Below are 21,589 nucleotides of genomic sequence, written 5' to 3' on the forward strand. Positions count from 1 at the left end.
CTTTCGTGAAAAATTTATGGCATTCACTAATAAACATCACTATACTCAATATAGAAAAAAGCTAAGGAGGAGTCGAAGCAATGCTTGTCTACTTGTACCGCAAAAATAAGTCTCCGGGTCAAATCAGTGCACATTTAAACGCCGCACAAAAAGATTTGAATTAACTCGGAGGATTATTTGATGAAAGATGATGGATTAGAATTAGCGGGTAACCGCAATTTTATTAAGTGGCCAGTTGTTGCCCTTATGGATTTCGTAACCGTTATCGGTTTCGACGATATTATTTATAATTTTCAAAATCAAGGTCTTGGTGTTGTTACATCATGGATCGTTATGCTATTTATTTACGTGCTTCCCTACTCACTAATGGTTGGTCACTTGGGCTCGGTCTTCAGTCAAGAAGGTGGCGGTTTAACTTCGTGGGTTCGGGGAACGAGCGGTGACAAAGTTGGTTACTTCGCTGCTTGGTTCTATTGGGTTGTTGGATTACCATACATTGTCGACGTCGCCAATTCCGTGGTTGTTGCCTTTGGTTGGCTAATCAGCGGTAACGGTAACCTTGAAGCGTACATGTCAAAAGCGATGTTTGGTATTTTAACCACTGCTATTTTTATCGGTTTTATTTTCTTTGAGCATTTATTCAAAAACAAATCGCTGGAAATTATGAGTGTCATCGGTGGTGGTGCAATGTTTCTGATGACGGTCCTATTTGTTGTTATGACCATCACTTCCTTAGTTAAGGGATTCCACATTGCAACCCAACCGTTCACGCTAAAGGCCTTCTTGCCTAAAATTGATGGCCATTTTCTGACGACGCTAGGTTTACTAATTTTTGCCATGAACGGTTCTGAGCTGGCCGCGCCTTACGTTACCGATATGAAAAATCCGCGCAAAGATTTCCCAAAGGCAATGATTATGATCGCAATCATGACCGCCTTTCTAACCGTTTTTGGTTCTTTTTCACTAGGTGTTTTCTTCAACGCGCACCACTTACCCAACGATCTCAAAATGAACGGTTCCTATTACGCCTTTCTTGCTCTAGGCCGCCAATTTGGCTGGGGTAAGATTTTGATGTATGTCTTTGCGGTTACGCAAGCAATCTATATGTGTGCCCAATTGGCGATCTTACTGGATGCTGGCACACGAGTCTTTCTTGGTGACATCAGCAAAAAATACATGCCTAAGCAATTATCTAAACTTAATGCGGACGGGCTTCCGATCAATGGTTACTGGATGACCACCGCAATTTGTGCCATTATTATGTTTCTTGGTGGCTTGCTCCCCCAAATCAACGATATTTTCAATTGGTTATTGAACCTTAACGGGATCGTTTCGCCCTTTGCAACTTGCTTCTTATTTTGGGCCTTTATGATGGTTCGCCGGCACAGCGATCGCTACCCAACGCCAGCCTATACTTACATTAAAAACGATCACCTTGCCTTTATCGTTGGTGCTTGGATGTTTTTCATCACTTTCTTTGCTGCCGTGGCCGCGTTTTTCCCGACGGATGCTAAACCAGGGACAGCACTCTACGCCGATACCTTAATTATGAATGTCTTAGTCACACTGGGCCTGTGTGCGATTGGTCTAGTTATGCCCATCATTGCTCGCCGGCAGCGCAATAATAATGGTGCCGCCTATACAATTGGTCAATGGCTCATTATTTCACTCATTATTATCATCGGTATCATACTTAGTTACACGATCTCACGGGTTACCGGTATTGCCCTATTACTCCGCCTACTCTACATTTTAATCGTTGATGCCCTATTAATTTCCTGCCTCACTTTTGTTGGCAGAAAAACTCGTGCCTAGTGCATCGTAGCACTCATATTTAAAACCATTAGTTAATTTTCAGAACGCCAAAACTTAACTGGAACAAGCCATAATAGATCAGATTCCATTCCGGTGCGCGAGGACGTAACGCGTGGCGGGTTGGCGAGCTAACTTTTACCAAATAAAGGCAAAGCGGGGGTAAAAGTTAGCTCGCCAAGCCCGCATGATTCTACTTCACAATAGTGGGTGAATTTCGAAACGAAAATCTTAGATATTGCGGACGATGACCATTCAACTAAGGCATAAAACACCAAGTTGAAACATGGCTCCAAATGGCCCAAATCGCCATTAAGAATCACCGACACAGCCGGTCCTCGCGCCCCAAAATGAAATCTGGCCGCAGTGGCACATTTAAAAATTATTTGTTTCTCTGGCAGTTATATCAACCCGTTATTGTGTTGCAAGTCAGTGAAAACTGCCCTTGTCAATGTTATGGCTAATTAAGACCACCGATAAGTTGCACAGCATTAAGGCTGTGGTTCCCACTCAATGGTACTAACTAAACAATTAAATTGGTCAATAATCATGGCTCAACCACTGCCAAGGTGAAATGGAGGCGCTGGCGTATCAGCTGTGTCGAAGGTACTTGATGACCGAATTGTGGTCATTTAGTACCTTGCGTGATTGACAAGATCCATTTTCTTTTCCGTTGGGGTTTAATCGGAAAGAAAATTAGCTTGTCAACGCGCCACGCGTTCCATACGCCAGCGCCGGAATGGAACCTAACTAAATCTGAGCAAGTGCAATTCAGTGGCCAAGCAGCATAAACATTATTTTTAATAGCAATATAATTCAATTTAAATATGAACGCTACACGGCATTAGATCGTGTTCGGAAAATACCTTTACCAGTATTTTCCTGATTAATTTGGCGCAACCGTATTTGAAAAAGAGGCCAGGATAAAAGTCCTGGTCTCTTTCTATTTCTAATCATCATTCTCATAAATTAAGCCTTAACTTGTAACGCAAGTAGCTGCTTGTCCAAACCAGCGCGGTCAACACCCGCTTGTAGGCTAACCGCGGCGGTATGTGCGCCTTCAACTAATGCGACATCATATAAATGAATTGGTTTGGCGCTAAAAGCACTGGCCAATTCTACATTACGTCGGGCGCTCCCAAAATCATAAAAGGCCAATAACTCCGTTGCTTCATTCGTGTTTACCGCTAATTGAACTTGACTCATGCTAGTCCCAATTTGACCCATGCTATTACCACCGGCAAACGTCACCGGCACATTTTTGGCAATATGCCGCAACAACCGCGCTAATCCCTCGGCCATCTCTGGTGTATGGGTGACAATAATAATCCCTAAACTCATTTTTCTTACCTCGTCTTCAAATTGACTTCAATAGTCTAAGTATTACTGAGTCACCCTAAAAATTCAACTATTTTTCCGATAAATCTGAAATTATGGTAAAACCGCTTTAGAAGTGATTCAAACTAATATTAGTCTATGCTACTTCAGATCTTTTTAGAATTAATTTAGTATGTGTTTAAAAAACGGCCTAACGGGAAAATATGATTAAAATAATTTTCAATCTTATTCGTGCTTAAAAATTGTTTTTACGGCCATTTTGATCTGACCACATTCCCACGGCCAGTTAGTAACCACGCCTAATTTAGGCTTGGCCAGTTAATTAAAATATGGTATGATTGTCTCATTAAATTTTAATTAAAGGGAGCTGGGGTTTTAAATGCAACAGAAGGAGAATGTTCAACTCAATCGTTCACTTGGCCTTTGGTCGGCACTAGCGCTTGTTATTGGGACAGTTATTGGTTCAGGTATCTTTTTTAAACAAGCGAGTGTTCTATCATTGGCCGGATCCACAACCACAGCACTCTGGGCCTGGTTTCTCGGTGGCGTCATTACGCTAACGGCTGGGCTAACGATTGCTGAAATTGGCGCCCAAATGCCACATACAGGTGGCCTATACGTTTACATGGAAAAAATGTACGGCAAATTATGGGGTTTTCTTTCTGGCTGGATGCAAATTATCGTTTATGGTCCAGCTATGATTGCCTCATTAGCTGCTTACCTAGCAATTTTATTGACTGATTTCTTCCACCTTAGCAGTAATTTACGCATTCCGTTGGCGTTGCTGGCAATCCTATTTATCGGCCTAATTAACTTTCTATCCAATCGTTTTGGAGCAACGATTCAGATCTTAACAACATTAGGTAAATTACTTCCAGTTGCTGCCATTATTATTTTTGGTCTTTTATTCGGTGATCATGCTGCACTTAATCAAACAGTCACAACGGCCAGCAGTAGTTCCAACGGTAGCTTTGGTGTTGCCATCTTAGCAACACTCTTTGCTTATGATGGGTGGATCTTAATTGCTAATATGGGTGGTGAAATTAAGAATCCGAAAAAAATGTTACCCCGGGCCATTTCTTTTGGAATCATCCTAGTCCTTGTCTGTTACATGTTAGTAACTCTGGGGGTTTTTCGGACAATGCCCGCGCAACGTATCGTCAACCTTGGTCAAAATGCAACGCCTGCCTTTGCAGTAACAGCGTTTGGTGATATTGGCGGTAAACTACTCAATATTGGGGTTATTATTTCAATCTTAGGTTGTATGAACGGAAAAGTCATGACCTTTCCACGGATTATGTACGCCATGGCAAAAAATCACGAAATTCCCTTTTCTAAAACCTTAAGCTACTTACACCCAAAGACCCGGGCACCATTATTTTCAACAACAGCAATTATGTTAATTGCCGGAATTATGGTTATCTTTTTCAACCCTGATCGGCTATCCGAAATTTGTATTTTTACCGTTTACGTCTTTTACGTAATGGCCTTCGTGGGTCTCTTTCTATTACGCCGACGTAACCCTAATCAAAAACGGGCATTTAACGTGCCACTTTATCCATTAACTCCTATCGTCGCCATTGCTGGTGCCCTATTTGTTATTATTAGTGAAATCCAATCGGATATTGTTGGTGTTGGCGTTTCGTTCATCTTCGTTGTCATTGGCATTCCGATCTATTACTACGAAAAGGCGCAAGAACGCAAAGAACTGAAAAAATAAACTAGAGCGTGTTTGAAAAAGCGACCAGATTCTGCTTCGCAATTAAGGATTATTAACATAGACCACTAATAATCCTGAGGCTCCATCCGTTATCCAATTCATTCAACTACTACTTCGCAATTACGGTTAGTTATTTGCAAAAATCGCAAATAACTTATGATGCTTCGAATGTTGTCTATTCTTGTGGCAAAAACATGGCATCCGCAGAAATCTGTTTTTCCAAACACGACCAAGTTCCAAAACACTCGTTAAATTTACCAGACAAACAATCTAAGATTAGTTCTGATGTTAATCGATGAAAATCGATTAATATCAGAACTTTTTTTGGTTACACTGAGAGTGAAGCTAAGGTCGAACATACTCCCTGGGACTTCGAGTCCGTAATTTAAAAAGACCTCCATCACTTTCAACGCACAAATATGATTTAAGCTTGAGGACCCTCGAGGCCGTGTTTAGGAAATGATATAACACGTTGAACGTGATAGAAATAGCTTCATCATTTTTGGAAGGAAGCGATATTTTGTCTGATGTTATCGCGTTGGATGTTTCAAAGAATCATAGCTACATTGTTTGGTATCAAGGCAGACGCTGTTTACGTGAATTCGATTGTTCACATAATCAAGTTGGCTTCCAACAGCTTAAAAAGGTTGCGGCTTCGGCTGATAATCCTGTGTTTTATTTTGAGGCCACTGGTGTTTATTCGCGGCCGGTGGCTCGTTTTTGCCAAGATAATCATTTCCCCTATGTTCAACTAAATCCACTAGAGGTCCACCTACGATCTGAAAATCTGCGCCGAGTTAAAACGGATCAACTAGACGCCCATAAAATTGCCCAGACAGTGATGGATAATAACTTTCGCCTGACTGGTACGTGGTCAAAAAACTATCGCCAATTACGCGAACTAGCGAGGTTTTATGGCCAAATTATTGCTGAAATTAAATTGAAACAGGTGAGACTTTATACAGCGTTGGATCAGACCTTTCCTGAGGAGGAACAGCTATTTAAAAACCGGGTTTCAAAGCTGGCCCTAAATGTTATTTCTTTGTTCCCGCACCCTGATTTTCTTCAAGGCCTATCGCAAACGCGTCTAAAGAATAAATTGATGGCCCAAACCGCTAAAAAATTATCGAAAACCAAAGGCTTGAAGTATGCCAAAAAATTACTTGAATTCGCTCAACATAGTTATCCAGCCACTGATGCAGATAGTATTCAAGTTCAAGAAGTTCAGTACTATTGTTGCCAACTAATTGATTTGACCAAGAAAAAAAATTTTTGATTACTCAGATGGAAGCCTTAGCACAACCAATTCCAGCCTACAAAATTTACATTTCAATGCCGGGAATTGGTCCGCTATCGGCAGCACAGCTACTCGGCGAGTTAGGTGATATTACTAGATTCGATAATGCTAATCAGCTGAACGCCTACATTGGTATTGATTTAAATCGTTATCAATCCGGACGATATCAGCGTCAAGATCACATTAATAAGCGTGGTAATCCTCACGGTAGAGCGTTGGTCTACCTGATTGTGCGTAATATGATTCGATTACAGGCGACAGCACCTAACCACATTGTCGATTACTACTACAAATTAAAAAAGCGACCCCTCCCGAAACGAGATAAGGTCGCAACTGTTGCCTGTATGAACAGGACATTAAAGTGTCTCTATGCCATGGTAATGGCGGACACTAAGTACGTCTATGCGTACACGGACTCGAAGTCCCAATAAAAATCCGGAGTTAAGTCACTCCATAACTGCATGATAGTTCATTCTTCAATATTTTTAAAGCATAATATTGAGGCTTATTTAGTCTATTCAAATTTTTACGTTGTTCGTTGATTCCTAACACGGTTAGAGTCAAACGACAATTCAAAATCAAAATCCTAGAATCTAGTGCTTGACTAAGCGTAGGAATAGGGAGTGTGACAAAAGTCGGTTTTGGGTTTACTGCGTAACGTAAGCTAATCCAATAACCGTACTATGGTTATTGAATTAGCTGTAGTTAGGCACGTAAATTCAGACTTTTGGCGCACGTTCTAGAGCAATGTTCGGAAACAGTAAGAGGCTAGGACTTTTTGTCCCAGCCTCAGACAAAAATAACGGTTAAGCCTAAATTGGCCTAACCGTTATTTATTTTCCTAAATTCAATTGCCACTTAAATCAAATCTAATTTAAGCACTCAATCGTTTCTCTAGTACCCGTGACAACAAGGACAACGCGTAACAAACGATAAAGTACAAAACAGCCAAAGCCAAGAACATCGGCAAGACATAATTAGAGTTTTGTCCGTAGATAATCTGGGCGTGGTACATCAACTCTGGTAACATAATGATCGTTGCCAGTGATGTATCCTTGATTAACGAAACAAACTGACTAACTAACGGTGGAATCATCTTTCTAATTGCTTGTGGTAAGATAATATGCCACATTGCTTGAACATAGGTCATTCCGTTACTCCGAGCGGCCTCCATCTGTCCTGCATCAACGGCAACAATCCCACTGCGGATGATCTCGGCGACCATTGCCGACTCAAACACCGTCATTGCTAAAATTGCAGCCGGAATAACTTCTGGCTTAAAGCCTAAATTTGGCAATCCAAAATAAGTGAAAAATAAGATCAATAGTAATGGCAAATTACGAATAATATCAATCACAAACCCAATAATTGCCGAGACGTATTTGATTTTAACATAGCGTAAAATACCAAGTAACCCGCCAATAATGAAACTAAAAATAATTGAAAGTACTGAAACTTCTACTGTGACCCAGAGTCCCTCAAGAAGGTAGCGGATATTGAGCCATGAATAAGCTTGGATAAAGTTATGCATTTACAATTCCTCCTTCAACTAGGCCAACCGTTTTTCAAGATAACGCATGAAGTAACTTAACGGTAAAGTCAAAATTAAGTACATTAAACCAACCGCCAAGTATGTGTCCGACGTATTAAACGTCGTTGCTGCCACAACATTGCCTTGGTACATCAAATCAAAACCAGCAACAAAGGCTAATACAGACGAATTCTTCACTAAATTAATGAACTGATTGCCCAGCGGTGGAATCGTGATCTTAATTGCCTGCGGAAAAATAATCTGAACCATTGCCTGAGTGTAAGTAAGACCAGTTGAACGGGCAGCTTCCATCTGTCCAGTATCAACGGCCTCAATTCCAGCCCGAACGGTTTCCGCAATAAATGCCGATGTGTAAATTGTTAAACCAATTGTACCGGCAGTAAATCCGTTTACTTTAGCAATAAACATGGGAATAACCACGTAAAAGAACATCGTAACAACCAACAATGGAATATTCCGAAAAACCTCAACGTAAACCCGGCCAATAAATTTAACCCATCGATGCGAACTGATTTCCATAAAGGCAAAGAGTGTCCCTAAAATCAAACTACCCACCAAAGCTAATAAACTTGAACCTAGGGTAGATAGTAAGCCTGACCATAATTCCGGCCAATAACGAACCAAAATATTAATCATACCTAATTACCCCCTTCTTCAAAGCCTTGGACATTGCCGAACCATTTATTAACAATCTTCTGGTATTCACCAGTCTTTTTCATCTGCTTAACCGCAGCATTAACTTTGCGTAAAAATGGTTTTTGACCCTTGTTAACGGCAATGCCGTATGGTTCCTTGGTAAAAGCACCACCAGCAACAACGTAATTAGGGTCTTCCACGGACATCCCGTAAAGAATCCCATTATCCGTTGTTAAGGCAACCCCTTGACCAGATTTCAACGCAGTAAAGGCCTGGGCGTAATCAGATAACTCCAAGATATTTGCTTTTGGTGCGTACTTTCTAACGTTTTGAACTGAATTTGAGCCTTGAACACCTAAAATTTGGGCGCCCTTATAGTTTAAATCACGGATGTTCTTAATTGAACTACCTTTTTTGACCAGAATGGCTTGGCCAGCGTGAAAATATGGTTCTGAGAAATCGACGACCTTTGCACGATCTGGCGTAATCGTCATTGTCGCGATCAAAGCATCGACATTCCCATTCTTTAATAACGGAATCCGGGTATTACTCGTTACCTGAACAAGCTTGGCCTTACCATCCTTACCCAGGATTTGTTTAGTAATCGCCCTGGCCATATCAATATCAAAACCTTGAACTTTACCATTTTTAATATTCATTAAACCAAATAAACGTGTATCTGCCTTAACGCCCCAAGTAATCGTTTTACTTTGACGATCATTTGTTAACACGTCTTGTTGCGACAAACTCTTTTTACCGCACCCACTTAAAATTAAAACCAAACTAAACAGGAAGGCAATCGGTAAAAGATAACGGACAAACTTTTTCATTGTCCCTCGCCTCCTTAGTGGTTAATAATCTTACTTAAGAACTGCCGTGCCCGTTCTTCTTTTGGATGAGCAAAGAAGGATTTAGTATCATCATCTTCCAAAACTTCACCATCAGCCATAAAGATCAGCCGGTTAGCAACTTCCTGCGCGAAGCCCATTTCGTGGGTAACGACAACCATGGTCATCCCTTCATGGGCAACCTTTTTCATAACATCCAGCACATCACCGATCATTTCTGGATCAAGCGCGGAAGTTGGTTCATCAAATAATAGTGCCTGTGGCTTCATTGCTAAACTACGCGCAATCGCAACTCGCTGCTCTTGCCCACCAGACAACATACTTGGTAATGACTCGGCCTTATCAGCCAGTCCAACCAAATCAAGCAGATCCATGGCCTCTTTTTTACTCTGCTCTTCATTTTCTTTTAAAACTAGCCGCGGTCCCAAAGTAACATTTTCTAGTACCGATTTATTAGCGTACAAATTAAAGTGCTGAAAAACCATTCCGACATCCCGCCGAATCTTGTTCATATTGGTCTTTTTATCTGCAATATCAAAATTATTAATCACTAATTTTCCTGAAGAAATTGTGTTTAATCCATTAATAGAGCGGAGCAACGTACTCTTGCCCGAACCTGATGGCCCGATAATCACGACAACCTCGCCTTTATCAATTGTAAGGTTGATGTTCTTTAAGGCGTGAAAATCGCCGAAGTACTTTTCAACGTTGTGAAATTCAATCATTGACATAAAAATTTCCCTCCAAACTAAACTCACCGAGCACGGCTAGGTAAAGTGTATTCTTCCGTCATTAGGGAGTGTTCAGCAAATACTCTCACTAGTATTTACCTCACTAGTTTAGCGTAACTGTGTTTGAAAAACAGATTCCTGCGGTGTCCGCGCCGAACTTAGTCGCGGACAGTTACGGACTTTATAGCTGTGATCCTTAAACTTTGCCACAAGAATGGCCATCGTTCGTAGCATCAAGATTATTAGCGTTTTAGGCCGCGACCCAGGTTTCGGTTTATCCTAGTCCGATCGCCAGCGGCAGCGAAGCCAGTAATAATCATCAATTACAGAGTAGAATCTGAACACTTTTCCAAACACTCCCTAGATTCTAAGAATCCTTTGAACCAGAAAGTGATCTCCTAGCAGTACTCAAATAACAAAGACCCAACCTTTTTAAATATAGTTAAAAGCCAAAGTTACATTTCAATTTTAATTTATTTTTAATCTCAGCGCAAATTAAATTGGCTTACTTTAGTGTAATAATTGTCATATTTGAGCAAAATGAGAAAAATCTTATTTTTCAAGAATTAAAGAAGCTGTGTTTTAGCATAATCAAGCGCTTAACTAATTGAATAGATATTTTTTATTAAAGTGCCACTAAACCAAATGGCCATTCATTTAACTCAGTGCTGGTTTTTTATTAAAATTAATAAAAGAAGGAGTGCACGAAAGTTGGTTTTGGGTTTAGTAGGCTAATCCAGACTTTTGGCCCACGTTCTAGAGTAATAAAAGAAATGGAAGTAGCTAGCTCTTTTGCCCTAGTCGCTTCCATTTCCTTTATTACTTAATATTACACGTATCCAATTTATATCTGGCATCTGGGTGCTCTTCCAAACACGCCCTATTCCACTGGATGTGTTGCCTGACCACCTTCGATAATCTTTTTGGCATCATCCAAACTAATATCGACCATATTTTGAACCGCAACGTTAGTGTAAAAACCAATATGGGGCGTTAAAATCAAGTTAGGCATCTTCTGCAATTCAACAAATTGCTGATTTTTAATCGTTTTACCAGTTAAATCAAAGTTATTAAATTCTTGCTCACCTTCAATTGCGTCAATCGCAACCCCAGCCAACTGCTTTTCTTTTAAAGCCGTAACTAAGGCCTTTGTATCGATCACTGGCCCACGAGAAGCATTAATCAAAACAGCACTAGGCTTCATTAACTGAAATTCCGCCGTACTTAATAAGTGTGTTGAGCTAGGATTTAAATCTGGATGCAAATCAACGACATCGGCCTTTTTTAATAGTGTTTCCTTATCAACGTAGGTCAAAACATCCTTTAAATCATCATTTTCAACCAGATCATTTGCCAGCACTGTGGCTCCTAAGGCGTGGAACAGTCGGGCAGCAGTTCCACCAATTCGGCCAGCACCAATAATACCGATTGTTAACGTGTGGATTTCGTGGGCAATCAAACCGCCCCAACGGAAATCTTGGTGGGCGCCTCGAGCATCGAATAATTCTAGATTGCGAATTAAACGGAAAGTTTGGGCCAACGAATATTCAGCGACAGAACGTGGTGAGTAAGCAGGAACATTGGTCACGATTAAATCATTAGCCTTGGCGGCCGGTAAATCAACCACGTCGTAACCGGCACTACGTAAGCCAAGTTGTTTAATGCCGTATTCGTGTAACTTTTGGTAAACGACAGCACTGTCAATTGCCGCGTGCTGCACAATAACAACACCATCGTAGCCTTGCGCTAATCCAACTGTTTGACTGCTCATGTCTTCCTGGTTGGTGGCCACAGTGACTTGGTTGCGTTTGGCCCAAGCATTAATTGCGGGCATCTCATCATCACGAACGCTGTACATTAATATTTTCATTATTATCTTCTCCTAATTTACGATTTCTGGACCAAATAATTTTTTAAGCGTTTAACAGCTTCTTTAAGGTCAGTCAGACTAGCTGCATAGCTAATGCGAACGTAGCCTTCACCACCGCCACCGAAGCTAGCACCAGGAATCAAGGCCACCTTGGCCTCCTGGGCTAATTCATAACAGCATTTAAAGCTGTCCTGAGGCAAACTTGCCGGAATTTTAACAAATAGGTAAAAAGCCCCTTCTGGTTTAACGCACTCAAAGCCAATCGCCTGTAAGGCGGTGAATAAGTAATCGCGGCGTTTTTCATAAGCCTGTTTCATCTCTTGACCGTCATTTAAGCCGTTTTTAAAAGCCTCTAAGGCCGCATCTTGTGCAACCGTGGTCGCGCTAGTGATCGCAAATTGATGCACTTTGCCAATCTCCTGAGCAATAGCTGCTGGTGCCGCCAAGACACCTATCCGCCAGCCAGTCATCGCGTGGGATTTAGACACACCATTGAGTAAAATCGTTTGTTCCGGCAAAAGCTCAGCCATGGAAACGTGCGGCTCTCCATAAGTTAATTCACTGTAGATTTCATCACATAATACAAAAACATTGTATTGACGTAATACTTTGGCCAACGCCTCCAAGTCCTTGCGCCGATAAGTTACACCCGTTGGATTGGTTGGGTAATTTAGTACAAGCACCTTGGCCCGGGGATGATCTTTTAACGTTGTTGCCAATAGCTCTGGCGATAAAACAAAATGATTAGCCGACGTATCCATAAAGACTGGCACACCTTGGTTCACAGTTGTATCTGGTATGTAAAGTGGAAAAATTGGTGTTGGAATTAATACTTCGTCACCTTTTGAAACAATCGTTGTTAGCGCCGAAAAAATGGCCTCAGTGGTCCCCGCCGTCACCAAAATTTCGCTGGCCGGATCATAATGCACGTTGTACTTTGTTGCTAAGTAATTTGCCGTGGCCTGCCGAACCTCAATTTTCCCCGCTGAATTAGTGTAATGACTGTCATTTTGTTCAATAGCACTAACACCGGCGGCCTTAATGTGTTCTGGTGTTGTAAAGTCTGGTTCCCCCAACGTTAGTTTTAAAATTCCCGGGATCTTCGAAATATCTTGGTTGAATTTTAAAATTGAGGAGGGCTTAACCGCTGCCACCTCAGGCTTTAACAGTTTGACTAGTGCACTTAACTTATCTTCTTGCATCTCAATCATCCTTCCTGCTACCAAAATTTGTAATAAAAAAACCACAGCGACTAATTCCGCTGTGGTTGATAATTGGCTAATTCATTAAGGTAGCCCACACAGCGGAAATTAATTCTGCACTATGTGGTCAAAACACGTTAAAACACTTCTGGCCGCATAGTCTACGCGAAATACCAAAAGTAAAAGTAGTTATTTAATTGTACATTGATTAGCTGCATATTAAAAACTCCTTAAATTAACTATCTTAATTCTAACCTTACTATTAGATTACGTCAAGTTAAACTTAAAATCGGCATTAACGTTGATGCCGTGCCCGGCGACTAGGTGCCTGTGGCTCGCGACTAGTTGTTTGCGTAACCGTTTGTGTCTGAGTTTGTGCCTGGGTTAATCTGGTTGGTTTTTCTTGGGGTGCGTTCTTATCACGGTAGGCAACTTGAACCGCAACACTATAAGGATTATTCCCTGCCATTACCCCTGAACGGCCGGCAACCTTATACGGACCGCCTGTCAAATAAGCATTGGCCAGCACAAGTTGGTACTGATTTTGCGCATCTTGCACTTGCATGAGACCAATTGAGCTAATTTCGCCAACATTAAGACTATCAATCGCATTTTTACCAGCATAAACGTAAAGGTGATCGCCTTCTTGGCGCATTTCGTAAAATGGTAATGGCGTGGCTTCACCAATTGCGTAAAATGGCTCAGGATTAGCATGGGCGTGGCGGTAAATTGCCTCATCCGAAAGTCCACCATAATTGAGACTAAGGTACCCACTAGCAACTAAGTTAGTGACCATTTCATTAATATTCTGTTGAGTTAATTCATCCACCGTCACTTTCGCCGGTAAGAGTTTATCCTGATTAAAAAGGCCTGCTGCTGGCATAACTCTTGTCCGACCAGCCGTCGCATTCGCTTTACCACTTCCAAGCATTGGATCGTCACTGGCTGAGGCTGCCTTACCACCTAACATTTTTTCAATTTTAGGTGAAATATCAAATTTCGCAGTTTTAGTTGTAAAGTAATAAATTACGTTTAAGGTTAAGAAATAGGCCAAAACAAAGAATAAGAGCATAAATAATAATCCCCGTCCCCAAACTTGCAGCCGTAAAAAATGGAAAGCCAAATAACCAATATAAATATCACCTAAGATACCTAGAATGGTATAAACACGGTTTTTCAGCTTAACGTTCATATTAAAAAAGCCTAAATAGTGATTAAGCATATCTAAAAGACTAAGCACAAATAATTCCTCCTTTCCAGATTAGTTCGCCGTTGTGGTTGTATCCTGCGTTGCTCCAGTGGTACCTGTTCCGGTTTGATTTTGGGAAGTTGAATTTTGTGTGTCTTGCCCACCTGTAGTTGTCGCCGAACTAGCCGTAGTTGGCGTACTAGAACTGCTGGCGGCTGTACTGCCCGTCGTCGCCTTATCGCTGGCCGAACTAGCATCAGTGGTTGCGGCCCCGCTAGTTTGATCAGTTGATGTTTGGTTGGCCTGATCACTACTTGTGCTTGGTGTCGAAGCTGTCACACTACTGCTACTCTCAGCCGGTTCGCTAGTAGATTCACTGGCCCTGCTGTCCCGTGAAGAAGACGCTTCTGAGTGACTACTTGATGACGTAGCGGCTGAGCTATCATTATTTGTTTTAGTTGTTGTCTGTTCCTGCTTGACTGGTGCAACTTTGTCAGCGACAACGTTAGTCGCTGCTAAACCAAGCACGATTGAAACAATCGCAAATGGCGTGATAAATGGCGGCGTTCGGTATGCCATTGTCAATTCCCCCTCATTTAATTTTATTAAACCATATAAATGCATAGAAAGCTTGACTAAAAGCTAAAGAATTCATTAAAGAATGTGTGGTTTGCTAGTAAACAAAAAAGAGGCCAGGCATAAAGTCTAACTTCTACGTTTCAACATAATTATTATACCGCAATTTAACAACGGCCTACTTTAACTTTTGCTTACAAGTGCCACATAATCCGTAAAGTTCAAAGTTATGGCTGTCAATTTCACAGTCAGGAATCTGTTCAGAAAAGAAATCCAACGGGCACATGGCAAGCTCGATTACCTTACCACAGTTTCGGCAAATAAAATGGTGGTGGTGTGGGTGCTCAAAATCACATTGGTATTTGACGGTTGCCTGTTCACCACGATTGCGTTGCTCCACAATTCCAATTTCGGCAAAAGCTTTAATATTTCGATAAATCGTATTATGACTCATACCTGGATATAAGGCGCGCATATGACCATCCACGGCCGTAACGTTAATGTAGCTGTGCTGAAACTGACTTAGATAAAGCAGCATATCCCGCCGTTGCTTAGTGACCTTATACCCATTTTGTTTCAATAAGGTTAATGCATTCCCTTTTACTTGCATAGGAAGCCCCTTTCACCATCTATTGTAAAACGTAATCATTATTGTTTAAAAATTATCTAACCAAGTTTAGCATAGTTGTTCCAATAAAAAAAGTTGCTTGATCAGACATCGCACCACGAATGCCAGTCTAAAACGGATCCATTAGATTGTTACTCTTTTCACTTGCATAACATTAAAAAAAGTCCTATGCTAAATGTAAGCAATTTCTTAAAACAATTATAATTGATAAACAAAAAACTTGTTCTTCTAAAAAAATGGTTGTATGCTATTGTTATTACACATAAAAATCAGTTAAACATTGTACCTTAACTGATCAAGGAGGCTTTAAATATGAAATTTGGAAACTTTTCAAATAGCTGGTACCGCATTTCTTTGGATACCGAGCAGCAGATTTTCTACGCAACGAGTAAGCAACATCCTGAGCAAATTGCCAGTGGTATCACAATTGATGACGCAGTTCGTAAATTGACCGTTCAAACACAGCACATAGATTCCTTTAAGGGAAATAGTCAAGATCAAACTGCCTAAGGAAAGCTCAAGGGCTTTCTCTTTATACATAAATGCTTAAGTCGTGTTTGGAAAATATGTTCACTAGTATTTTCTAGACTAATTTAATGTAACCGTGTTTGAAAAGGTAGATTCTAAGGATTAGCCTAAACGCCTTTCCAAACACTCCCTAATCAGCTACTACCTCTTGCTTGATTTGCGTCATCAAGTGATCAGTCTGTTGCTTAGCTTGCTGCCAATCGTCGTTAATAATGACGTGAGCAGCTTTTTTTAATGCCGCCGGAATGATTAAATCCCGCTGATATTCTTGACTTGCCAACCGCTGGGCAATCATCTTAGTATTATCACCACGCTGGCTTAGGCGCTGAACAAGCACTTTCGGATCATCAACCATTAAATAAATTAAAACAACTCGCGTTCCAAGTGTTTTAACGTAAGTTGCTGCACCCTTAGTATCCAAAACAATACTTGCAAAATTATTTTTCTGCCAAGCCTTAGCCAACCCTTCATGCGATGAGCCATAGCTATAATCGGCGTACGTCACCCGTTCGATAAAGTGGTTCATTGCAAAAGTGGTTGGTGTTTCAAAATAATAATCAACGCCATTGGTTTCGGCGTGGCGTGGTGGACGCGTTGTGTGCGTTACTACCCGCGGAATATTGTAAGCTTGGCTCAAATAATGACTCACCGTAGTTTTACCACTCCCGGTCGCCCCAGTAATCACAAATAATCGTTGTCCCGTCATTTTCCGACTCCTTTAAATTAGCTAATAACCCTATCTTAACGGTAACGAAAAAAGAGTGCAATCAATTTTGCTGCAAGAATTTTTAAAAAGACGTTCGGCTTTTACGCTACAATTACGAAGTAGAACCTGAACGCTTTTGCAAACACTCTCTAATTGAATACAAAAAAGGGCCGCGCCAAAAATAAATCTTGGCACAGTCCTTTATAATTCTTATTTGAAATGCGGAACAAAGATTAGTTCATTCTACTTCCAGTAGCTCTAAATGCACCACGTAATAAATAATATAGTATTGGCACAATAATCGCCGTTGAAATAGAATTAATGATCGTTGCCGGTAAACTAAGAAAAGCTGAGACTACGGCAACTTTAAAAAGAGTTCCCGCCATTAAGGCTTCAACGATTGAAACCAAATAAGAAGTAAAAATCTTAGTGACACCTGCTACAATCCCAATTGTGACAATATGGCTGGTCCGATCATCAAATTTAAACAGCCGGTAAGTTGTGTGCACAACTAAAGCAATAACTAAAACTTCTAAAACGGTTAGCCACGAAGTCGCCGCGTAACCATTTAATAAATCAAAACCACCCAACCCAACTGCACCAGCAATTGCACCATTACGCGCGCCTAGAAATAAAATGGCAAGTACTGTCAGTGCATTTCCAAAATGAATAAATGGGCGGCCAACTAGTGCCGGAACCGGAATTCGTAAAACGGAAATTCCAATAAAGATGATTGCGGCAAATAGGCCAGTAAAAATAACTGCTCGTAATGAGTTTTTCTGTCGCATCTACTTACTCCTCTTGTCTTTTTTGCACGGTTTCAATTAATTCAGTAATCCCCGCCGCGTAGTTAACACCGTAGCGAACGTCACTTCCTGCTACTTGCGTTCGCTTAATTGCCTCTGTAACAAATTTTAGAGCAACTTCAGTGGCCGTTCGCAGTGCTAGACCGCGCAATACACCGCCAAATAATACACTAGCAAAAATATCACCGGTACCGAAATAATGACCCGTTAAACGCTTTTGCTGATAACTCCACGTTAATGAATCTTTCAATTCGGCGCCAATAATACCAATTGTACCATCAATCAACGGCACACCAGTAATAACAACTGCCGGAATACTGAAAACTTCAGTTAACTTCTGAGCTAGTGCCTTAGCTGTTGCAAGGGTACAAGGTACCGTACTCATATTTTCACCTAAAAGTAATTGTGCTTCGGTTAAATTGGGGGTTAATAAATCAGCTCGTTTGGCCAAATGGCGCATTTGTTCAACGTATTCTAGTGTAAAACCACTATAGAGTTGACCTTGATCAGCCATCACTGGATCAACTAAGACCTTGGCCTGTTCTGTTTTTAAATCAGTTAGGTGCCGCAAAATAACCCGTAATGGTTTGGCACCTAAATAGCCAAAGTAAAGCGCAGAAAATTTTAAGTCTAGACTTTGCCAGTGTTCGATGATTCGTGGCATTTCGGCCGCCAAATCAAGGTAACTTGGTGTTCCGAAGCCACCAGTATGCGTTGATAATAGCGCAGTTGGCAATAAACAGGGATTGAAATCAAGTGCGGCAAAAAGCGGTAATGATGCGCACAGCGAAACTTGACCGACACAAGAAAGATCTTCACTGATTAAAATCTTTTGCTGCTCAACCATTGATTAAACGATTCCTTGGGCCATCATTGCATCCGCAACTTTTAAGAACCCGGCAATGTTGGCGCCTGCAAGGTAATCACCTTCAACACCGTATTCTTTAGCAGCATCGGCAGATTCTTGATAAATATTCTGCATAATCTTCTGTAGGCGTTGGTCAACATCTTCAAACGTCCAAGAAAGACGGGCACTGTTTTGACTCATTTCAAGAGCTGAAACGGCAACACCACCAGCATTGGCAGCCTTAGCTGGGCCATAGAGCAAGTTAGCGTCCCGGAAAACTTTTACTGCTTCAGGAGTACTTGGCATATTTGCTCCAGCGGCCACTAATTGAGCACCATCTTTAACAACGAGCTTGGCTTGCTTGGCGTCAATTTCATTTTGCGTTGCACATGGTAAAGCAAGATCATAATCAACATCAAAGTCCCAAACTGAACCTTCATGGTAAGTCGCTGTCTTAACCCGATCAGCGTAGTCCTTAATTCGACCACGTTCAACTTCCTTAATTTGTTGAACAACTTTGTAATCAATTCCATTTTCATCGTAAACAAAACCATTAGAATCGGAAACGGTTAGGACAGTTGCGCCTAATTCGGCCGCCTTTTGAACCGCATAAATGGCGACGTTACCTGCACCCGAAACCTTGACTTTTTTATTATTCAAAGTTTGGCCATGATCTTTCAACATTGCGTCAACGTAGTATAATAAGCCAAAACCAGTTGCTTCAGTCCGTGCTAAACTACCACCATAACTGAGTCCCTTACCAGTTAAAATACCATTTTGTGAACCATTAAGACGTTTGTATTGGCCGTAAAGATAGCCAATTTCCCGGCCACCAACACCAATATCTCCAGCAGGAACATCTAAATCAGGACCAATGTGTTTTTGCAATTCAGTCATAAAGCTTTGCGTAAAGCGCATCACTTCACCGTCAGACTTACCCTTAGGATTAAAATCACTACCGCCTTTACCACCACCAATTGGTAGTCCAGTCAGGCTGTTTTTAAAGATTTGTTCAAAACCTAGAAATTTAATAATCGATAAATTGACAGTTGGATGGAAACGTAAACCGCCTTTATAAGGTCCAATCGCTGAATTAAATTGAACTCGGAAAGCCCGGTTAACTTGAACTTGGCCTTGATCGTCTACCCACGGTACCCGGAACTGGAAAGCCCGTTCCGGCTCCGTAAGTCGACCAAGTAGATTAGATTCCACGTATTCTGGGTGCTTTTCCAATACTGGTTTGATAGTTGTAAAGAAATTAGTCACAGCTTCAAGAAATTCTGGTTGGTTAGGGTCACGCTGTTCAATTAATTTTTGAACACTTTCTAGATATTCGCTTGCTTTAGACATAAACAAAAACCTCCTTAAGGTATTAAACAAAGTGTGATCAAGGTGGGTAAATCTTATTTCGTAATTACGGTTAGCCAGCAATTTTCCTAATGTTCAGGTAATCAAAGAGGTTGGGATAAAGGTCCTACCTAGTCACCTGCTATTTTCTGAACCTTATTCTAGGACGTGGGCCAAAAATCTGGGTTCACGTGCCTTTCAATAACCATAGTGCGGTTATTAGATTAGCTTACATTACGCAGTAAAACCAAAAACCGACTTTTGTCCCACTCCGAATCAATGCCGCTACACCATCCAACAAACTTGCTCATCTTTCGCACATTCACGACAATTCACTACTCTCTTAACCATCAATTAACTAGTGGTACGTGTTTGAAAAAGCAGATTCGGCAACAAAGCCCGTCATGGCCATCAACCACTACGAAGTAGAACTTGACCGCTTCTCCAAATAATCACTGATTATCTGATAGATAACATTATAGCACAATTAAAATACGGAAAGAATACTATGAGATAATATTTTTATAAAAAAAGAGTGCGATAAAAGCTAACATGCTTTTATCACACTCTCATTTTAAAAATTAATCAGCGTCAACGTCATTTGGAAATTGAGCAACGGATGCTTGACCATTTAATTCTTCTTCAATGCGTAATAATTCGTTGTACTTAGCAATACGTTCTGAACGAGCCATTGCGCCGGCCTTTAATTGACCACCAGATACGGCAACGGCAAAGTCAGCAACAAATGGATCTTCAGTTTCGCCTGAACGATGTGAGATCATTGTTGTGTAGCCATTCTTCTTAGCTAAGCGAATTGCTTCAATCGTTTCTGAAACTGAACCAATTTGGTTTAATTTGATTAAGATTGAGTTAGCAACGCCGGCCTTGATACCCTTACGGAAAATTGAAGGGTTTGTAACGAAGATATCGTCACCAACCAATTGTACTTGGTCGCCAAAGTCTTTTGTGAATTTAGCAAAGTTTTCCCAATCGTCTTCTGAGAATGGGTCTTCCATTGAGATGATTGCTGGGAATTTCTTCTTCAAATCTTTATAGTAGTTAGCCATTTCGTCAGCGTTAAAGCTGTGGCCTTCGAAGTTATACTTCTTAGCATCTTTATCATAAAATTCTGATGAAGCAGCATCTAAAGCAATACCGATATCAATGCCTGGTTTGTAACCAGCTTGTTCGATAGCCTTATAAAGCATTTCAACAGCTTCAGTTGTTGACTTCATGTCAGGAGCAAAGCCACCTTCGTCGCCAAGGCCTGTTTGGAAACCAGCATCTTCCAAAACTTTTTTCAAAGTATGGTAAGTGTTAGCAATCTTTTCAAGACCATCACGGAAGCTTGTCTTCTTAAGAGGTGTAATCATGAATTCTTGGAAATCAATACCATTGTCAGCATGAGCACCACCGTTGATAACGTTATGGAACGTTTGTGGTAATTCAATGTTAACTCCGCCTAAATAACGGTATAATGGTGTGCCTAATGCATTAGCAGCAGCACGTGCAGTTGCCATTGATACGCCTAAAATAGCGTTGGCACCTAAACGAGCTTTGTTTGGTGTGCCATCAAGGTCGATCATAATTTGATCAATTTCAGCTTGGTTAAAAGGTGAAACGCCCTTCAAAGCATCGTTGATTTCTGTGTTAACGTTGTTGACTGCTTTGCTAACACCCTTACCTTCAACACGATTGCCACCGTCACGTAATTCAGTTGCTTCAAGTTCACCTGTTGAGGCACCTGATGGAACTGATGCGCGACCTAATGTACCATCTGTTAAGATAACGTCAGCTTCGACAGTTGGGTTACCACGAGAATCGAAAACTTCGCGAGCTTTGACACTTTCAATTACTGCTGATTTAGCCATAAAATTGTTTCCTCCTTAAAAGAACGTTGCGTATGTAAGTAACGTCAAAAGCAGACGTTGCCCCACCACATAATTTCACTTAATA

18 protein-coding genes and 1 pseudogene are annotated in these 21,589 nt (G+C 41.0%); 4 read left to right on the forward strand and 15 right to left on the reverse strand.

Annotated elements, in window-relative coordinates; translation table 11 throughout:
* Positions 1-180: 180 nt before the first annotated feature.
* Positions 181-1,815: an APC family permease gene (locus EKM61_RS02470; protein WP_068222724.1), complete on the forward strand. Its 1,635-nt coding sequence runs from the start codon at positions 181-183 to the stop codon at positions 1,813-1,815.
* A 966-nt stretch (positions 1,816-2,781) separates the two neighbouring features.
* Here the strand turns inward: EKM61_RS02470 and EKM61_RS02475 are convergent.
* Positions 2,782-3,153 carry a PTS sugar transporter subunit IIA domain-containing protein gene (locus EKM61_RS02475; protein WP_068222721.1) on the reverse strand — a complete coding sequence of 124 codons (372 nt, stop codon included), beginning with the start codon at positions 3,151-3,153 and terminating at the stop codon, positions 2,782-2,784.
* Positions 3,154-3,529: 376 nt separating this feature from the next.
* On the opposite strand from EKM61_RS02475, the gene EKM61_RS02480 reads away from it, so the two are divergent.
* Both EKM61_RS02480 and EKM61_RS02485 read left to right on the forward strand, forming a co-directional pair.
* Complete coding sequence (locus EKM61_RS02480) at positions 3,530-4,870, forward strand: APC family permease (protein WP_068222718.1); 1,341 nt, start codon at positions 3,530-3,532, stop codon at positions 4,868-4,870.
* Positions 4,871-5,390: 520 nt separating this feature from the next.
* Positions 5,391-6,598: pseudogene (locus EKM61_RS02485) on the forward strand (IS110 family RNA-guided transposase).
* A 443-nt stretch (positions 6,599-7,041) separates the two neighbouring features.
* Here the strand turns inward: EKM61_RS02485 and EKM61_RS02490 are convergent.
* The 9 genes from EKM61_RS02490 to EKM61_RS02530 all read right to left on the reverse strand — a co-directional run bounded on the left by EKM61_RS02490 (position 7,042) and on the right by EKM61_RS02530 (position 15,381).
* Positions 7,042-7,698 (reverse strand): amino acid ABC transporter permease, encoded by a 657-nt coding sequence (locus tag EKM61_RS02490; protein ID WP_068222715.1) that lies wholly within the window; start codon positions 7,696-7,698, stop codon positions 7,042-7,044.
* A gap of 18 nt (positions 7,699-7,716) precedes the next feature.
* Positions 7,717-8,355 carry an amino acid ABC transporter permease gene (locus EKM61_RS02495; RefSeq protein ID WP_068222713.1) on the reverse strand — a complete coding sequence of 213 codons (639 nt, stop codon included), beginning with the start codon at positions 8,353-8,355 and terminating at the stop codon, positions 7,717-7,719.
* 2 nt (positions 8,356-8,357) lie between these two features.
* Positions 8,358-9,185, reverse strand: a complete 828-nt coding sequence (locus EKM61_RS02500; protein WP_068222710.1) for a transporter substrate-binding domain-containing protein — start codon at positions 9,183-9,185, stop codon at positions 8,358-8,360.
* A gap of 14 nt (positions 9,186-9,199) precedes the next feature.
* Positions 9,200-9,934, reverse strand: coding sequence for an amino acid ABC transporter ATP-binding protein (locus EKM61_RS02505; RefSeq protein WP_100071502.1), 735 nt, complete (start codon positions 9,932-9,934; stop codon positions 9,200-9,202).
* A gap of 880 nt (positions 9,935-10,814) precedes the next feature.
* A complete protein-coding gene (locus EKM61_RS02510; RefSeq protein ID WP_068222708.1) occupies positions 10,815-11,804 on the reverse strand; it encodes a D-2-hydroxyacid dehydrogenase in 990 nt (329 codons plus the stop codon).
* Positions 11,805-11,821: 17 nt separating this feature from the next.
* Positions 11,822-13,006 (reverse strand): aminotransferase class I/II-fold pyridoxal phosphate-dependent enzyme, encoded by a 1,185-nt coding sequence (locus EKM61_RS02515; protein ID WP_068222705.1) that lies wholly within the window; start codon positions 13,004-13,006, stop codon positions 11,822-11,824.
* 295 nt (positions 13,007-13,301) lie between these two features.
* Positions 13,302-14,246 (reverse strand): DUF6681 family protein, encoded by a 945-nt coding sequence (locus EKM61_RS02520; protein ID WP_068222702.1) that lies wholly within the window; start codon positions 14,244-14,246, stop codon positions 13,302-13,304.
* A gap of 21 nt (positions 14,247-14,267) precedes the next feature.
* A complete protein-coding gene (locus tag EKM61_RS02525) occupies positions 14,268-14,774 on the reverse strand; it encodes a hypothetical protein (RefSeq protein WP_068222695.1) in 507 nt (168 codons plus the stop codon).
* Between the two features lie 175 nt (positions 14,775-14,949).
* Entirely contained in the window at positions 14,950-15,381 is a 432-nt protein-coding gene (locus EKM61_RS02530) for a Fur family transcriptional regulator (protein ID WP_068222690.1), read from the reverse strand.
* Between the two features lie 330 nt (positions 15,382-15,711).
* On the opposite strand from EKM61_RS02530, the gene EKM61_RS02535 reads away from it, so the two are divergent.
* Positions 15,712-15,909: a hypothetical protein gene (locus EKM61_RS02535; protein WP_068222688.1), complete on the forward strand. Its 198-nt coding sequence runs from the start codon at positions 15,712-15,714 to the stop codon at positions 15,907-15,909.
* A gap of 148 nt (positions 15,910-16,057) precedes the next feature.
* On the opposite strand, the gene EKM61_RS02540 is transcribed toward EKM61_RS02535, so the two are convergent.
* From EKM61_RS02540 to eno, 5 genes are all read right to left on the reverse strand, one after another.
* A complete protein-coding gene (locus EKM61_RS02540) occupies positions 16,058-16,633 on the reverse strand; it encodes a guanylate kinase (protein WP_068222686.1) in 576 nt (191 codons plus the stop codon).
* A gap of 233 nt (positions 16,634-16,866) precedes the next feature.
* The gene (locus tag EKM61_RS02545) at positions 16,867-17,421 is read right to left on the reverse strand and encodes an ECF transporter S component (RefSeq protein ID WP_068222684.1); all 555 of its coding nucleotides are present in this window, start codon (positions 17,419-17,421) and stop codon (positions 16,867-16,869) included.
* 4 nt (positions 17,422-17,425) lie between these two features.
* Positions 17,426-18,286, reverse strand: coding sequence for a pyridoxamine kinase (locus EKM61_RS02550; RefSeq protein WP_068222682.1), 861 nt, complete (start codon positions 18,284-18,286; stop codon positions 17,426-17,428).
* Between the two features lie 3 nt (positions 18,287-18,289).
* On the reverse strand, positions 18,290-19,636 hold the full coding sequence (gene gdhA, locus EKM61_RS02555; protein ID WP_068222680.1) for an NADP-specific glutamate dehydrogenase: 1,347 nt from the start codon (positions 19,634-19,636) through the stop codon (positions 18,290-18,292).
* A 578-nt stretch (positions 19,637-20,214) separates the two neighbouring features.
* Complete coding sequence (gene eno / locus EKM61_RS02560) at positions 20,215-21,504, reverse strand: phosphopyruvate hydratase (RefSeq protein WP_068222676.1); 1,290 nt, start codon at positions 21,502-21,504, stop codon at positions 20,215-20,217.
* Positions 21,505-21,589: the final 85 nt, after the last annotated feature.

It is taken from the genome of Loigolactobacillus backii, assembly GCF_003946275.1.
GTDB lineage: Bacteria > Bacillota > Bacilli > Lactobacillales > Lactobacillaceae > Loigolactobacillus > Loigolactobacillus backii.

Bases quoted from the DNA above. Each gene is read 5' to 3' on its own strand.
- EKM61_RS02525 (WP_068222695.1), bottom strand. From the start codon at position 14,774: ATGGCATACCGAACGCCGCCATTTATCACGCCATTTGCGATTGTTTCA.
- EKM61_RS02470 (WP_068222724.1), top strand. From the start codon at position 181: ATGAAAGATGATGGATTAGAATTAGCGGGTAACCGCAATTTTATTAAG.
- EKM61_RS02475 (WP_068222721.1), bottom strand. From the start codon at position 3,153: ATGAGTTTAGGGATTATTATTGTCACCCATACACCAGAGATGGCCGAG.
- EKM61_RS02530 (WP_068222690.1), bottom strand. From the start codon at position 15,381: ATGCAAGTAAAAGGGAATGCATTAACCTTATTGAAACAAAATGGGTAT.
- eno (WP_068222676.1), bottom strand. From the start codon at position 21,504: ATGGCTAAATCAGCAGTAATTGAAAGTGTCAAAGCTCGCGAAGTTTTC.
- EKM61_RS02540 (WP_068222686.1), bottom strand. From the start codon at position 16,633: ATGACGGGACAACGATTATTTGTGATTACTGGGGCGACCGGGAGTGGT.
- EKM61_RS02510 (WP_068222708.1), bottom strand. From the start codon at position 11,804: ATGAAAATATTAATGTACAGCGTTCGTGATGATGAGATGCCCGCAATT.
- EKM61_RS02535 (WP_068222688.1), top strand. From the start codon at position 15,712: ATGAAATTTGGAAACTTTTCAAATAGCTGGTACCGCATTTCTTTGGAT.
- EKM61_RS02490 (WP_068222715.1), bottom strand. From the start codon at position 7,698: ATGCATAACTTTATCCAAGCTTATTCATGGCTCAATATCCGCTACCTT.
- EKM61_RS02545 (WP_068222684.1), bottom strand. From the start codon at position 17,421: ATGCGACAGAAAAACTCATTACGAGCAGTTATTTTTACTGGCCTATTT.
- gdhA (WP_068222680.1), bottom strand. From the start codon at position 19,636: ATGTCTAAAGCAAGCGAATATCTAGAAAGTGTTCAAAAATTAATTGAA.
- EKM61_RS02480 (WP_068222718.1), top strand. From the start codon at position 3,530: ATGCAACAGAAGGAGAATGTTCAACTCAATCGTTCACTTGGCCTTTGG.
- EKM61_RS02500 (WP_068222710.1), bottom strand. From the start codon at position 9,185: ATGAAAAAGTTTGTCCGTTATCTTTTACCGATTGCCTTCCTGTTTAGT.
- EKM61_RS02495 (WP_068222713.1), bottom strand. From the start codon at position 8,355: ATGATTAATATTTTGGTTCGTTATTGGCCGGAATTATGGTCAGGCTTA.
- EKM61_RS02515 (WP_068222705.1), bottom strand. From the start codon at position 13,006: ATGCAAGAAGATAAGTTAAGTGCACTAGTCAAACTGTTAAAGCCTGAG.
- EKM61_RS02505 (WP_100071502.1), bottom strand. From the start codon at position 9,934: ATGTCAATGATTGAATTTCACAACGTTGAAAAGTACTTCGGCGATTTT.
- EKM61_RS02550 (WP_068222682.1), bottom strand. From the start codon at position 18,286: ATGGTTGAGCAGCAAAAGATTTTAATCAGTGAAGATCTTTCTTGTGTC.